This is a genomic window from Flavobacterium sp. 25HG05S-40, assembly GCF_052654735.1.
Window position 1 is genome coordinate 2,287,378 of sequence record NZ_CP199750.1, and the last position, 13,299, is coordinate 2,300,676.

The following is a 13,299-nucleotide window of genomic DNA, read 5'->3' on the forward strand; positions in this document are numbered from 1 at the left end:
CGCAAAAATTAAAATACCAAACAATAAATACATCATTATGAGTTCATTTGACGTAGTCATCATAGGTTCTGGTCCCGGCGGATATGTATCAGCTATTCGTTGTGCCCAATTAGGTTTTAAAACTGCCATCATCGAAAAATACAGTACTTTAGGAGGAACTTGCCTTAACGTAGGTTGCATTCCATCGAAAGCATTATTAGCCTCTTCCCATCATTATGAGGAATTACAGCATTTTGCCGATCACGGTATTGAAGTTTCCGGAAAAGTAAAAGTAAATCTGGAAAAAATGATTGCCCGCAAGCAAGCGGTAGTTGATCAAACTTCAGGCGGCGTTAAATTTTTAATGGATAAAAACAAAATCACCGTTTTTGAAGGATTAGGTTCATTTGAAAGCGCTACCAAAGTTAAAGTTACCAAAGCCGATGGTTCATCAGAAACTATCGAAGCTAAAAATATCATTATTGCTACCGGTTCAAAACCGTCTAATCTGCCTTTTATTACATTGGATAAAGAAAGAATCATTACATCTACAGAAGCTCTAAAATTACCGGAAGTACCAAAACACTTAGTCATTATTGGTGGTGGTGTTATCGGAATTGAATTGGGACAAGTATATCTTCGCCTTGGCGCTGAAGTTTCGGTTGTAGAGTTTATGGATAGAATCATTCCCGGAATGGATGCTGGTTTGTCTAAAGAATTGACCAAAGTCTTGAAAAAACAAGGTATGAAATTCTATACCTCACACAAAGTACAATCGGTAGATAGAAAAGGAAAAACAGTTACTGTAAAAGCTGAAAATGCCAAAGGCGAAATTATTACCCTTGAAGGAGATTATGCTTTGGTTTCTGTAGGTCGTCGTCCCTATACAGATGGTTTAAATGCAGACAAAGCCGGAGTAAAAGTGACCGAACGCGGTATGATTGAAGTGAATGACCATTTACAAACCAATGTTCCAAATATTTATGCGATTGGAGATGTAGTTCGTGGAGCGATGCTAGCCCACAAAGCTGAAGAAGAAGGTGCTATGGTTGCCGAGATTTTAGCCGGACAAAAACCACACATCGATTATAATTTGATTCCGGGTGTAGTTTATACCTGGCCTGAAGTTGCTGCTGTTGGAAAAACGGAAGAGCAATTAAAAGCCGATGGTATTGCGTATAAAGCCGGAAGTTTTCCTTTCAAAGCTTTAGGAAGAGCTCGTGCTGGTGGCGATTTAGATGGATTCGTTAAGATACTAGCCGATGCCAAAACAGACGAAGTATTAGGTGTTCACATGATTGGTGCTCGTTGTGCCGATTTAATTGCCGAAGCGGTAACTGCGATGGAATTCAGAGCATCAGCCGAAGATATCTCCAGAATGAGTCATGCGCATCCTACTTTTGCCGAAGCTATCAAAGAAGCAGCATTAGCGGCAACGGATAACAGAGCATTGCATGTTTAGATTTTTAGATAAAAAAAAGCCGTTTCAAAAGAAACGGCTTTTTTTTTATAGATTGACGGACTTCAAAAAATCTTTGCAGTACACTTTAATCTGCTCTCTGACGTTTCGAAATTCATTTAAAATTTCTTCATCTGTTCCAACTGCTTTCGCAGGATCGGGGAAATTATAATGGAATTTTTGAGCTTGTGTTGGGAAAAACGGACAGCGTTCTTTAGCGTTGTCGCAAACCGTAATTACATAGTCAAATGGAACATCAAAATACTCTTCTATGTTGTTAGAAGTATTATTGGAAATATCTATTCCATCTTCTTTCATAGTGACAATGGCTTTAGGATTTACGCCGTGTGTTTCAACTCCAGCTGAGTAAACTTTTACTTGATTAGCATCTGTGAAAAATTCTAAGTAGCCATGAGCTATTTGGCTACGACAACTATTTCCTGTACAAAGAACTAAAATATTTTTCATAGAAAAATCCATATAAAATTAATAATGGTAAACTTGGCATCAAAACCGAAAATAAGATTAAGAAGAATCACTGAAACAGTAATAACAAGCTTCTTTTTATGAGTTATAACAAACCTTTTCATGCTAGCAGCAACCCGAATCCGGAATACAACAAGAGGCTTCTTTTGGCTTCCATTCTCCAATCTTGGTTTTCAATTTTTCTGGTGGAATACCACAATTATCTTTGGCTAAACAATCGGTTAATTTTGATTTTAATTGAAAATTGGTTCCGTCAAAATCCAAACCAAATTTTCCGATGGTCGCTTCCATTTGATATTCAACTTCAATTTCTAAATCGGGGATTTGCAGTTTCTCTTCAGATAATTCGATAATGTGAATCAATTTTTCAGGATGCAATCTGTGATCGTAATCGTTGGCTTCCCAAAGCTGAAAATTAGCAACTTCTTCCGTGCGAACTATGCCACCACAATCAATGAAGTGTTTAGTGACTTTTCCCACTTCTGTAACATGAAAATGAGTTGGCACCAATGTGCCATTAGGTAGTTGGAAGGCAATTTGAGAAAGATTTTTTAACTGATTTTTTATTTCTGATAGTTTCATATTTAGATTGTTAGAATTTTAGATTGTTAGAATTTTAGATTGTTAGATTGTTAGAAGTAGTAGAAGTAGTAGAAGTATTAGACTTGTAAGAATAGTAGATTATTGTTCGTCTAGAATCTAAGAAGTCTAAGCCAGTCTAAGAAGTCTAACTTGTCTTTAATTTAACAGCATTTATTCTTTAACTTATGGCGAATCGTGCCAAAATGATTTTCGATAGTATCGATAGTATCTGGATTGATGCAGTAGCAAATGGCTGTTCCTTCGATGGTTCCTTTGATAATATTGGCATTTTTAAGTTCTTTCAAATGCTGTGAAATAGTAGGTTGTGCCAAAGGCAATTCGTTGACAATATCACCGCAAATGCAACTATCTACCGATAATAAATAATCGACAATGGCTATTCGTGCCGGATGCGATAATGCTTTGAAAAGGCTGGCCATTTCATTTTGTGCTGCCGAAAATGCTTCTGATTTTGAGGCTCCCATAAAATACTTGTATTTATATATTGCAATATTACGATAAAACAATAGTACAAACCAAGTCTTTTTTAGCTTATTTCTTAAAAAGCGAATTCCCAAGTTCAAAATCCTAAATATTTTCACTACTTTTGACGCTTAAATTTTAACTCATTATGGCATCAATAACATTAGGCGGAAACCCAATAAATACTAGTGGTGAATTACCGAAAGCTGGTTCAAAAGCACCCGATTTTCAATTAGTAAAAACCGATTTATCTAAAGCAAGTTTAACCGATTTTGCCGGTTCAAAAGTGATTCTGAATATCTATCCAAGTGTGGACACTGGAACGTGTGCTACTTCTACACGTACATTCAATGCCAAAGCTAGTGCCCTAGAAAATACGAAAGTATTATGCATTGCACGTGATTTGCCTTTTGCTTTCAAACGTTTTTGTGGCGCCGAAGGATTAGACAATGTTATTTGTTTATCTGATTTCAATACCGGAAATTTCGGAAAAGACTATGGTTTAGAGATGACGGATGGTCCATTAGCTGGATTACACTCGAGAGTTGTGATTGTTTTGGATGAAAATGGTATCGTAAAATATGCCGAACAAGTTCCGGAAATTGCTGACGAGCCTAATTACGACGCTGCCTTAGCTGCGCTATAACTTCAAGAACATGGAATTTCAAAAAGACAACTCCTTTATTACTGGCCGTTTAAAAAGCGTTGGGTTTGCTGTAAAAGGCGCTTTCAAGCTGATTACTACCGAACACAGTGTGATGGTACAATCGTCTTTGGCGGTGATTTTGATTATTGCCGGATTTGTTTTCGATATTTCGAGAGAAGAATGGATGATGCAGATTTTGACTTTCGGATTGGTTTTGAGCATTGAAAGCTTGAACACTGCCGTTGAAAAAATAGCCGACTTTATTCACCCTGAATTTCACGACCGTATTGGCTTTATCAAAGACATTGCTGCCGGTGCTGTTATGTTTGCTGCTTTGGCGGCTATTGCAGTAGGATTGTTAATTTATGTTCCGAAATTTCTATAACCGTTCGATTAAATTTCTATTTTTATAGCGTTATACATCACCAATGGCAAAAACAGTAAAAAAAGAAAGTAAAGAAAAAGACCCGCAACTCGAACTCAAAATTTTAAAGACTAAAAAGCAATACCGAATGCTGTTTGGTTTTCTTTTGGTGCTGCTGTCTATCGCCTTTTTGGTGTCCTTCATTTCGTTTTTTGTGTCGGGAAATGGCGTCGGTTATGGTCAGGCAGATCAAAGTGCCGTGGATTCATTAACCGACCGAAGCGAGCCTGTACACAATTGGTTGGGTAAATTTGGTGCCTACATTGCCGACTTATTCATCTATCGCGGTTTTGGGGTTGCTTCTTTTTTATTCGTAAAACTTTTCTTTTTGAGCGGTGCCTTTTTACTGTTGGATTTACCGGTTAAAAAACTCAAAAACACATGGTTTTGGGATTTATTTGCTATCATCATTTTGTCGATTACTTTTGGCTTCTTTGCCACTAGAATTCCAGAATTAGGGGGTATTGTCGGATATGAAATGAATTCCTTCATTCAGGATTATATTGGTAAAATCGGTACACTACTTCTAATTGTTTTTGCGATTGTCATCTATTTGATTTTTAAAATAAAAATTTCTCCGGATGCCTTAAAAACCTTCTTTGAAAAAAAGCAGAAAGACATCAAAGACGACTTGTCTACTTTAACTTCAACTGAAAAAGGAACCGATTATAATCTAGAAGAATTTGCCGTTAAAGAGGATGAAGAAATACTGGAAGAGCCAACTTTAAAGTCTTCACAATTTGAAATCAATAAAGAAGCGTTAAAACCAACCATCGCCAATGCTTCCGAAATCAATTTAGAGCCTACCATCAAACCCGTTGCTCCTACTCCAATTCAGGAACCGATTATCATCGAAACGAATGACGAAGCTTTTGTAATAGAACAAGCGCCTGAGGAAGATATTCTTGAAGAAAATCTAGCCGCAAAACTGGTAGAAGACTTTGGTTTATTTGACCCGACCTTAGAATTATCAAATTATAAGTTCCCAACCATTGATTTATTAAAAGAATATACCTCAGTTGGTATCACCATCAATCAGGAAGAACTCGAAGAAAATAAAAATCGAATTGTAGAAACCCTAAAGAACTACAAAATCGATATTGCCCAAATCAAAGCTACTGTTGGACCATCAGTAACCCTTTATGAAATTGTTCCCGAAGCTGGTATTCGTATCTCTAAAATCAAAAGCTTGGAAGACGATATCGCTTTGTCATTAGCGGCCTTGGGTATTCGTATCATCGCTCCTATTCCGGGGAAAGGAACTATTGGTATTGAGGTACCGAATAAAAACCCTACGATGGTGCCTATGCGTGGCGTGATTGGTTCGGCTAAATTTCAGGAAGCGGAAATGGAATTGCCTATTGCCCTTGGAAAAACCATATCGAATGAAACCTTCGTAGTCGATTTGGCTAAAATGCCCCACCTTTTAATGGCTGGAGCCACCGGACAAGGAAAATCGGTCGGACTCAATGCGGTGCTAACTTCGTTATTATACAAAAAACATCCTGCGGAAGTAAAATTTGTTTTGGTCGATCCAAAGAAAGTAGAGCTTACCCTTTTCAACAAAATAGAGCGCCATTATTTGGCCAAACTACCCGATGATGGCGATGCTATCATTACCGATAATACCAAAGTAGTACATACGCTGAATTCTTTGTGTATCGAGATGGACAACCGTTATTCGTTGTTGAAAGACGCTATGGTGCGAAATATCAAGGAATACAATGAGAAGTTTAAATCGAGAAAACTGAATCCGGAAAACGGACATCGTTTCCTGCCTTATATTGTTTTGGTGGTCGATGAGTTTGCCGATTTGATTATGACGGCCGGAAAAGAAGTAGAAACACCGATTGCGCGTTTGGCGCAGTTGGCTCGTGCCATTGGAATCCATTTGATCATAGCAACGCAAAGACCTTCGGTAAATGTTATTACCGGACTTATAAAAGCGAATTTCCCCGCGCGTATTGCCTTTAGAGTAACCTCTAAAATAGATAGTAGAACGATTTTGGATACGCAAGGTGCCGATCAATTAATTGGTCGTGGTGACTTGTTGTATTCCAACGGAAATGATTTAGTGCGGGTACAATGCGCTTTTGTAGATACGCCAGAAGTAGAACGAATCGTAGATTACATTGGAGCTCAGAAAGCTTATGCCAGTGCCTATCTGTTGCCAGAATATGTTGGCGAAGAAGGAAGCAGCGTGAATTTGGAGTTTGATATTTCGGAGAGAGACAGCATGTTTAGAGAAGCTGCAGAGATAATCGTTACGGCACAGCAAGGTTCGGCATCATTATTGCAAAGAAAGTTGAAACTGGGATACAACCGTGCCGGTCGATTGATAGATCAATTAGAAGCCGCGGGAATTGTAGGTCAGTTTGAAGGAAGCAAAGCACGAAGTGTCAACATTCCGGACTTAGCTTCGTTAGACCAATTTTTTACTAATGAACAAAACAATGCCTAAAATGAATAAAATACTTTCCGTTGCCCTTTTGCTTTTGGTAAGCTTTACTGCTAATGCCCAAGATAAAAAGGCAAAAGAATTATTAGATCAAGTAACGACCAAAATTAAATCGTATAACAATATTACGATCGATTTTAAATACTCGCTTACCAATCTGAAAGAAAACATCAACAAAGAAAGTAAAGGCAATGTCATCATTCAAGGCAATAAATACGTGTTGAATTTTATGGGAGTTACCAAAATATTCGACGGTAAAAAAAGCTACACCATTGTACCTGAAGATGAAGAAGTAACCATTTCAAGTTCTAATGATGCCGATGAAAAAGCCATCACGCCTTCTAAGATGTTGACCTTTTTTAACAGCGGATATAAGTATGCTTGGGACATTCTACAAGACGTAAAAGGCAGAAAGATTCAGTATATAAAACTTACGCCAACCAACCCAAAAGACCAAAGAAAAGAGGTGTTATTAGGCATTGATTCGCAAACCAAAAACATCTATAACGTCATAGAAATAGGAAAAAATGGTTCCCGAACCACACTTACTGTTAATTCTTTTAAAACCAATCAGCCATTATCAAAAAATCAGTTTACCTTTGCCGCTAGTAAATATCCAAATTACTACATCAATAAACTAGATTAATCCCGGGTGAAAATACTTGATAAGTACTTATTAAAAACCTTCTTGATTACTTTTACTACGGTATTTGTTATCTTATTTTTCATATTCGTACTCCAGGTCGTTTGGCTCTTCATCTCTGAATTAGCGGGCAAGGACTTAGACTTAATTATGATTCTAAAGTTCCTTCTTTTTAAGATGCCGAGTATCATTCCGCTAGTGCTTCCGCTTTCCGTTTTATTGGCTTCTATTATGACTTTTGGAAGTTTGGCCGAAAACTATGAGTTTGCGGCAATGAAATCTTCCGGAATCTCTTTGCAAAGAGCGATGCGCAGTTTGATTTACTTTATTATCGGATTGAGTATCGTGGCTTTCATTTTTGCCAACAATGTTATTCCGTATGCCGAATACAAGTTTGTCAATTTCCGAAGAAATATTGCTCAAGTAAAACCGGCTATGGCTATTGCCGAAGGTCAGTTTAGTCAAGTAGGAAGTTATAATATTAAAGTCGAAAAGAAGTCGGGTGAAAATGGTAAATATTTACGAGGTGTTACTATTCACAAGCTCGCCTCAATGGGCTCTGGAAGCAATACCGTCATCAAAGCTAAAAAAGGAGAATTGGTGAGTAGCGAAAGTTCCAACATCCTAAAGTTGGTGCTCTTTGATGGTAATTATTACGAGGACATCATCCCAAAAAAATTCGAAGAACGCAATAAAGTTCCGTTTGCCAAAAGCGAATTCAAAAGATACGTCATCAATATCGATTTGTCTAAATTAAATAAAGCAGACTTAGATGAGGCGCAGATTACCAATACCAACACCATGCTTACGGTGGGTGAACTTACTTTTACCCTCGATTCCCTCCAAAAGAACTACAATAAAGATCTAGTATCGATAGCCGATAATATCGCGCAACGCTCTGCTTTAACACCAACGTATGCTATAGTTAACAATAGTCCAAACACTTTAGGCACAAAGGATTTGTTGCAGAATTTTTCAGATAATCATAAATTACAATCCTTAAAAGTAGCGGGCAGCAATATCGATGCGACTAACTTTTCGTTAGAAAGTTCCCGTTATGATTTAGAGGATAAACAAAAGAACATCAGTCAACACTGGATTGCTTTACACGATAAATTCGTTATTGCCTTCTCGTGTCTATTGATGTTTTTTATTGGCGCACCTTTGGGTTCTATTATCCGAAAAGGAGGTTTGGGACTTCCAATTGTTTTTGCTATTCTAATTTTTATTGTATTTCACTTTATCAATACCTTCGGGAAAAAAGTGGCACAGCAAGATGAGATTGCTCCTTTCTTAGGTTGTTGGTTGTCGACATTTATACTAGCACCTTTTGCCATATTATTGACCAAAAAAGCGACAGACGACAAAGGATTTAATATGGATTTTAGTTGGTTTAGCAGCGTCTTTGCCCGTTTGTTTCCCACTAAAGACACCACCGAATTGGTTGCAGAAGCCATCACTACAGACGCTGATTTCCGTTTAAACGAAGCTATTCAAATCGAGCCACAAGATATTACCAAGAGCAACACCATTTCCCAACCAAAAATAGAACGTCAGGCCTTACCATTTGAAGCTACCAAAGACCTTCGTAAAGCATATTCTCAGTTTAGTTTGTTGGCGCTGCTAGCGTATTTAGGACTGATTATAGTAGTACTGGGCGGATTTTTAGAAGGAACGCTACTCATAATTGCCGTTGCTATATTAGAAGTAGGCTTCTATTTTATGCTTTACAAAGCTCAAAAAAGTCTACATACCATCGGAAACCAAATGAACACGGCACCTGATTTAAAAACAGTGATTGTGTTACTAGGCGCTTTTCCTTTTTATCCACTATTTTATTTCTATAACAGCTTTTATTTAAAAGAACTTAAAGCTTTATCAAACTAAGTCTCAAAGATGAAAACACAACTTAACACTATAGAAGAAGCCATCGAAGACATTCGACAAGGCAAAATTATCATTGTCGTAGATGATGAAGACCGTGAAAATGAAGGTGATTTTTTGGCTGCAGCCGAAAAGGTTACTCCGGAGATGATTAACTTTATGGCTACGCACGGTAAAGGTCTAATTTGCGCTCCATTAACTGAAAAGCGTTGTGCCGAATTGGAGTTGCACGCTATGGTTAAAAACAATACTGATCACATGGAAACTGCTTTTACAGTTTCTGTGGATTTAAAAGGTCATGGGGTCACCACAGGAATATCCGCTTCCGATAGAGCAAAAACTATCTTAGCGTTAATTGATGAAGATACTAAACCTTATGAATTAGCGCGTCCTGGACATATCTTTCCGTTGATAGCCAAACAAGGCGGTGTCTTGCGTAGAACGGGTCATACCGAAGCGGCGATAGATTTTGCGCGATTGGCCGGATTTAAGCCTGCGGGAGTGATTGTAGAAATCATGAACGAGGATGGTTCTATGGCTCGTTTGCCAGAACTAATTGAAGTCGCCAAAAAGTTTGATTTAAAAATCGTTTCTATCGAAGATTTAGTGGCTTACCGTATGCAGCACGACAGTCTGATTGTCAAAAAAGATGATTTTGAAATGGAAACCCGTTTTGGGAAATTTCGTTTACGAGCGTACCAACAAACCACCAACAAGCAAGTGCATTTAGCCTTAACTAAAGGAAGTTGGAATTTAGGCGATACGATACTTACCCGAATTAATTCGACGCAAGCCAACAACGATATCCTAAATACCCTAGCGATGGCTATGGATAAGAAACTGGAAGATGTTTTCAATCGCATTATACAGGAAGAAAAAGGTGCTATCTTGTTTATCAATCAGGAAGTAGATTCTTCCGATTTGTTGAACAGACTTACCGAGCTAAAGCAACTACAGGCTGAAGGGATTACTAAAGTACCTCAAATCAAGATGGATACCAAAGACTTCGGGATTGGTGCTCAAATATTACACGACATCGATATTTCTAGATTACGCCTTATTTCAAATACTACACAAACCAAACGTGTGGGAATGATTGGGTATGGTTTGGAGATTATGGAGTATGTACCATATTAGGATTTTAGATTTACGAATTAGGATTTAGGATTTGGGAATAGTAATTATCAGGTATTGAAAGATATAGCCTCTTGGCGAAAAAAAAGGTAGATATTTTAGGTAAAATCTTTTTGCAAAACCAAAAAGGTTGTTATATTTGCAACCGCATTAAGAAATTGGTGCCCGACTTATTGGAGAAATGGCAGAGTGGTCGATTGCGGCAGTCTTGAAAACTGTTGACTGTAACAGGTCCGGGGGTTCGAATCCCTCTTTCTCCGCTGAAAAAATCCTAAATGGTATCAAAACCCTGTAAATCTTATGATTTACGGGGTTTTTGCTTTTCCAGACATACCAAATTATTCATTCAATCTTATTACAATCGAGATAAAATCGAGACCCTAAAAAAATGACAAATTAGGGTCTCGCTAATTTACCTCAACCATTACAAACATTAGGTTCAACGACTTGTTCAACAACAAGTTCAATCAATAAACATCTTGTTTGTTTTGATATTGAAATTTAACTTGAGTAATAATTAATCGGTCACCACAATGAAAACAAAAATCACACTTCACTTTTATGCAAAGAGCACAAAAGCCAACGCAAACGGATTACTTCCAATTTATGTTAGATTAACAGTTGATGGAAAAAGACTTGAATTCAGTACAAAAAAATTTGTAGAAAAAACCAGATGGTCAAATGAACTCTCTAAAATGAAAGGTGCAACAGAAGAAGCTCGTTCAATCAACAGCTATCTTGATTTAATGAAATCGAAGGTTTTAGATGCTCAAATGGAACTACTCCACCGAAACGAAGTTTTATCAATTGAAAACTTTAAAAATAAGCTGCTTGGTAACGAAGAGCGTAAAAGAATGATTGTTCCCATTTTCGAAGACCACAATAATAAAATCAAAGAACTGGTTGGCAAAGAATACGCTCCAGGAACACTAGAACGCTACACTACTTCGCTCAAACATACAATTGAATTCATGCAATGGAAATACAATATTTCCGATATTGATATTACCAAGATAGATCATGCCTTTATAACCGATTACGAGTTTTGGTTAAGAAGCGTTAGAAACTGCGCAAATAATACCGCAGTAAAATACATCAAGAACTTCAACAAAATAATAAAACTTTGTTTAGCCAATGACTGGCTAGATAAAAACCCATTTGCTAATTATAAATCAAAAGTCAAAGAAGTTGAGAGAGTTTATCTCACCGAAGCAGAAATCCAATCGATAATTGAAAAAGATTTCAAAACAGAACGATTATCATTAGTTCGCGATATCTTCCTTTTTAGCTGCTTTACTGGCTTGGCTTACATTGATGTTAAAAACTTAACAAAGTCGCACATAAGCTACGGAATCGATGGCGAGAAATGGATATTTACTCACAGACAAAAAACTGAAAGTGCTTCTAAAATTCCAATCCTTCCAGTTACTCAAATGATAATCGATAAATACGAAAATCATCCACAATGTAATAACGTGGATAAACTACTACCTATCTTATCGAACCAAAAGATGAATGCGTATTTAAAAGAAATAGCAGGAGTTTGTGAAATCGAAAAAGAACTTACCTTTCATATTGCCCGACATACTTTTGCAACAACAGTAACACTTACCAATGGAGTACCAATAGAAAGTGTTAGCAAAATGCTTGGACATAAAAATTTAAGAACTACACAACATTACGCTAAAGTTTTGGATAGAAAAGTAAGTGAGGATATGATGGTTTTGAGAAGCAAGTTTAAAATAGCTGATACAATTATTCAAGTAGAAGTAAGATCATGAGTAACTAATTTAGTTCATTTATTCTGTAAATTTTATGTTTTAAGTTCCGAAATAATTAACCTCTGTTAAATTTGACTGAAAGCAACTCTTAGATTAATATGAAATAAATTAAATTTGTCTTGTCATTAATACTTCTTACTTATGATTACATTGAAACTTTGCTTGCTGTTTACTATTGTATTTTTTTGTTCTCTGTATTCATTTTATTCAATTTTTACAGTAACCCAAAAGTCTAAAAAGAAATTTTTGACCTTTGTTTTTATTTCTTTTTTGATAATAAATTGCATCGAAGCTATCTTTTATTTCCCAGAATTGAAAAGTAAAATAGCATCAACTTTAGGGTTTCTATTCTACCAGAAAGAAACTTTTGAACTTCTTATCCTTCCCTGCGTGGCACTTTACGTCGAAAAGAAATTAATCAAACATTTATGGTTACACTTTTTGCCTGCTATATCTTCTCTTTTATTTGCAATAATTTATTTTGGCGTAAACGGAAGCGATTCGATTATTGCAGCTAAATGCCATTGGTATATTTGGAGTAATCCTATTGGCTACCTATTTATATCAATACAGTTAGCACAGGTATTATTTTATCCCTATTACTTTTATAGAAAGTTTTTTAATAAAATTAATTTAGTTGAAATGGCTGGAAAGAATTTCAAATTTTTACTTTTTAAAACCATAACACTCTGTAAAGTTTTATTTTTATTAGATTTTTTTCTTGCTGTTTATTTCCATGACCATCTTGCTATACAGGTTCCTATATATTTTAGTTATAAATTGATTTTTTTAATTTCGGTATCAGCACTTTTTCTTGCTGAAATCAAAAACAGTTTTGTTGATACTGCCATTAAACAGTTGACTATTAAATATTCGGGTAATAGACTGAGCGAAGAACGCAAACAAGTTATTTTTACCAAGATAAAAAATTTCATGGATGAAGACAAACCTTATTTAGACCAAAACTTTTCTTTAGAAATATTGTCTGAAAACTTAAATATTCTCCGGACTAATATTTCTATGGTCATTAATGAGAAATGCAAAATGAATTTTAGAGAATTTGTCAACTCATATCGGATTAATGAGAGCCTCCGATTAATGAGTGATACCGATTATTATTCCATAAATCAAATTTATTTTGAAGCAGGTTTTAATTCAAAATCTGTATTTAATACAACCTTTAAAAAACAAATAGGAGTTACGCCAACAGAATACAGGAAAACCCTTTATTTGAATGATGCAGGGTAAGCATTTAAAAAAACTATGTTAAAAGATGGTTCTGAATGATATTTCAAAACCATCTTTTTTTTATTCTGGCTTACTATTGCTGCATTAAAAAT

At 36.2% G+C, this 13,299-nt stretch carries 11 protein-coding genes, 1 tRNA gene and 1 pseudogene; 10 read left to right on the forward strand and 3 right to left on the reverse strand.

Annotation, left to right across the window (positions count from 1 at the left end; genetic code table 11):
• The first annotated feature begins 37 nt into the window (after positions 1-37).
• Positions 38-1,441, forward strand: coding sequence for a dihydrolipoyl dehydrogenase (gene lpdA, locus ACULEU_RS09880; RefSeq protein WP_445452425.1), 1,404 nt, complete (start codon positions 38-40; stop codon positions 1,439-1,441).
• 45 nt (positions 1,442-1,486) lie between these two features.
• Here lpdA and ACULEU_RS09885 read toward each other — a convergent pair whose 3' ends face one another.
• The 3 genes from ACULEU_RS09885 to ACULEU_RS09895 all read right to left on the reverse strand — a co-directional run bounded on the left by ACULEU_RS09885 (position 1,487) and on the right by ACULEU_RS09895 (position 2,991).
• Entirely contained in the window at positions 1,487-1,906 is a 420-nt protein-coding gene (locus tag ACULEU_RS09885) for an arsenate reductase ArsC (RefSeq protein ID WP_445452426.1), read from the reverse strand.
• A gap of 123 nt (positions 1,907-2,029) precedes the next feature.
• Positions 2,030-2,506, reverse strand: a complete 477-nt coding sequence (locus tag ACULEU_RS09890; protein ID WP_445452427.1) for a DUF6428 family protein — start codon at positions 2,504-2,506, stop codon at positions 2,030-2,032.
• Between the two features lie 161 nt (positions 2,507-2,667).
• Positions 2,668-2,991 carry an ArsR/SmtB family transcription factor gene (locus ACULEU_RS09895; protein WP_445452428.1) on the reverse strand — a complete coding sequence of 108 codons (324 nt, stop codon included), beginning with the start codon at positions 2,989-2,991 and terminating at the stop codon, positions 2,668-2,670.
• Positions 2,992-3,137: 146 nt separating this feature from the next.
• Between ACULEU_RS09895 and tpx the strand changes: the two genes are divergently transcribed.
• The 9 genes and pseudogenes from tpx to ACULEU_RS09940 all read left to right on the forward strand — a co-directional run bounded on the left by tpx (position 3,138) and on the right by ACULEU_RS09940 (position 13,207).
• Complete coding sequence (tpx, locus tag ACULEU_RS09900) at positions 3,138-3,635, forward strand: thiol peroxidase (RefSeq protein WP_445452429.1); 498 nt, start codon at positions 3,138-3,140, stop codon at positions 3,633-3,635.
• A gap of 10 nt (positions 3,636-3,645) precedes the next feature.
• Positions 3,646-4,020, forward strand: a complete 375-nt coding sequence (locus ACULEU_RS09905) for a diacylglycerol kinase (RefSeq protein WP_445452430.1) — start codon at positions 3,646-3,648, stop codon at positions 4,018-4,020.
• Between the two features lie 127 nt (positions 4,021-4,147).
• A complete protein-coding gene (locus ACULEU_RS09910) occupies positions 4,148-6,520 on the forward strand; it encodes a DNA translocase FtsK (RefSeq protein WP_445454845.1) in 2,373 nt (790 codons plus the stop codon).
• Position 6,521: 1 nt separating this feature from the next.
• Positions 6,522-7,163 (forward strand): LolA family protein, encoded by a 642-nt coding sequence (locus tag ACULEU_RS09915; protein ID WP_445452431.1) that lies wholly within the window; start codon positions 6,522-6,524, stop codon positions 7,161-7,163.
• A gap of 6 nt (positions 7,164-7,169) precedes the next feature.
• Positions 7,170-8,579, forward strand: a pseudogene (locus ACULEU_RS09920) (LptF/LptG family permease); the annotation flags it as partial.
• A gap of 477 nt (positions 8,580-9,056) precedes the next feature.
• Entirely contained in the window at positions 9,057-10,181 is a 1,125-nt protein-coding gene (ribB, locus tag ACULEU_RS09925) for a 3,4-dihydroxy-2-butanone-4-phosphate synthase (protein WP_445452432.1), read from the forward strand.
• 172 nt (positions 10,182-10,353) lie between these two features.
• Positions 10,354-10,438 (forward strand) — tRNA-Ser (locus ACULEU_RS09930).
• Between the two features lie 273 nt (positions 10,439-10,711).
• Entirely contained in the window at positions 10,712-11,959 is a 1,248-nt protein-coding gene (locus tag ACULEU_RS09935; protein WP_445452433.1) for a site-specific integrase, read from the forward strand.
• 141 nt (positions 11,960-12,100) lie between these two features.
• Positions 12,101-13,207, forward strand: coding sequence for a helix-turn-helix domain-containing protein (locus ACULEU_RS09940; RefSeq protein WP_445452434.1), 1,107 nt, complete (start codon positions 12,101-12,103; stop codon positions 13,205-13,207).
• The last annotated feature ends 92 nt before the right edge of the window (positions 13,208-13,299 follow it).

Excerpts from the sequence above, each read along its gene's own strand:
- tpx (WP_445452429.1), top strand. The coding sequence starts at position 3,138 with ATGGCATCAATAACATTAGGCGGAAACCCAATAAATACTAGTGGTGAA.
- ACULEU_RS09935 (WP_445452433.1), top strand. The coding sequence starts at position 10,712 with ATGAAAACAAAAATCACACTTCACTTTTATGCAAAGAGCACAAAAGCC.
- ACULEU_RS09905 (WP_445452430.1), top strand. The coding sequence starts at position 3,646 with ATGGAATTTCAAAAAGACAACTCCTTTATTACTGGCCGTTTAAAAAGC.
- ribB (WP_445452432.1), top strand. The coding sequence starts at position 9,057 with ATGAAAACACAACTTAACACTATAGAAGAAGCCATCGAAGACATTCGA.
- ACULEU_RS09895 (WP_445452428.1), bottom strand. The coding sequence starts at position 2,991 with ATGGGAGCCTCAAAATCAGAAGCATTTTCGGCAGCACAAAATGAAATG.
- lpdA (WP_445452425.1), top strand. The coding sequence starts at position 38 with ATGAGTTCATTTGACGTAGTCATCATAGGTTCTGGTCCCGGCGGATAT.
- ACULEU_RS09940 (WP_445452434.1), top strand. The coding sequence starts at position 12,101 with ATGATTACATTGAAACTTTGCTTGCTGTTTACTATTGTATTTTTTTGT.
- ACULEU_RS09910 (WP_445454845.1), top strand. The coding sequence starts at position 4,148 with ATGCTGTTTGGTTTTCTTTTGGTGCTGCTGTCTATCGCCTTTTTGGTG.
- ACULEU_RS09915 (WP_445452431.1), top strand. The coding sequence starts at position 6,522 with ATGAATAAAATACTTTCCGTTGCCCTTTTGCTTTTGGTAAGCTTTACT.
- ACULEU_RS09885 (WP_445452426.1), bottom strand. The coding sequence starts at position 1,906 with ATGAAAAATATTTTAGTTCTTTGTACAGGAAATAGTTGTCGTAGCCAA.
- ACULEU_RS09890 (WP_445452427.1), bottom strand. The coding sequence starts at position 2,506 with ATGAAACTATCAGAAATAAAAAATCAGTTAAAAAATCTTTCTCAAATT.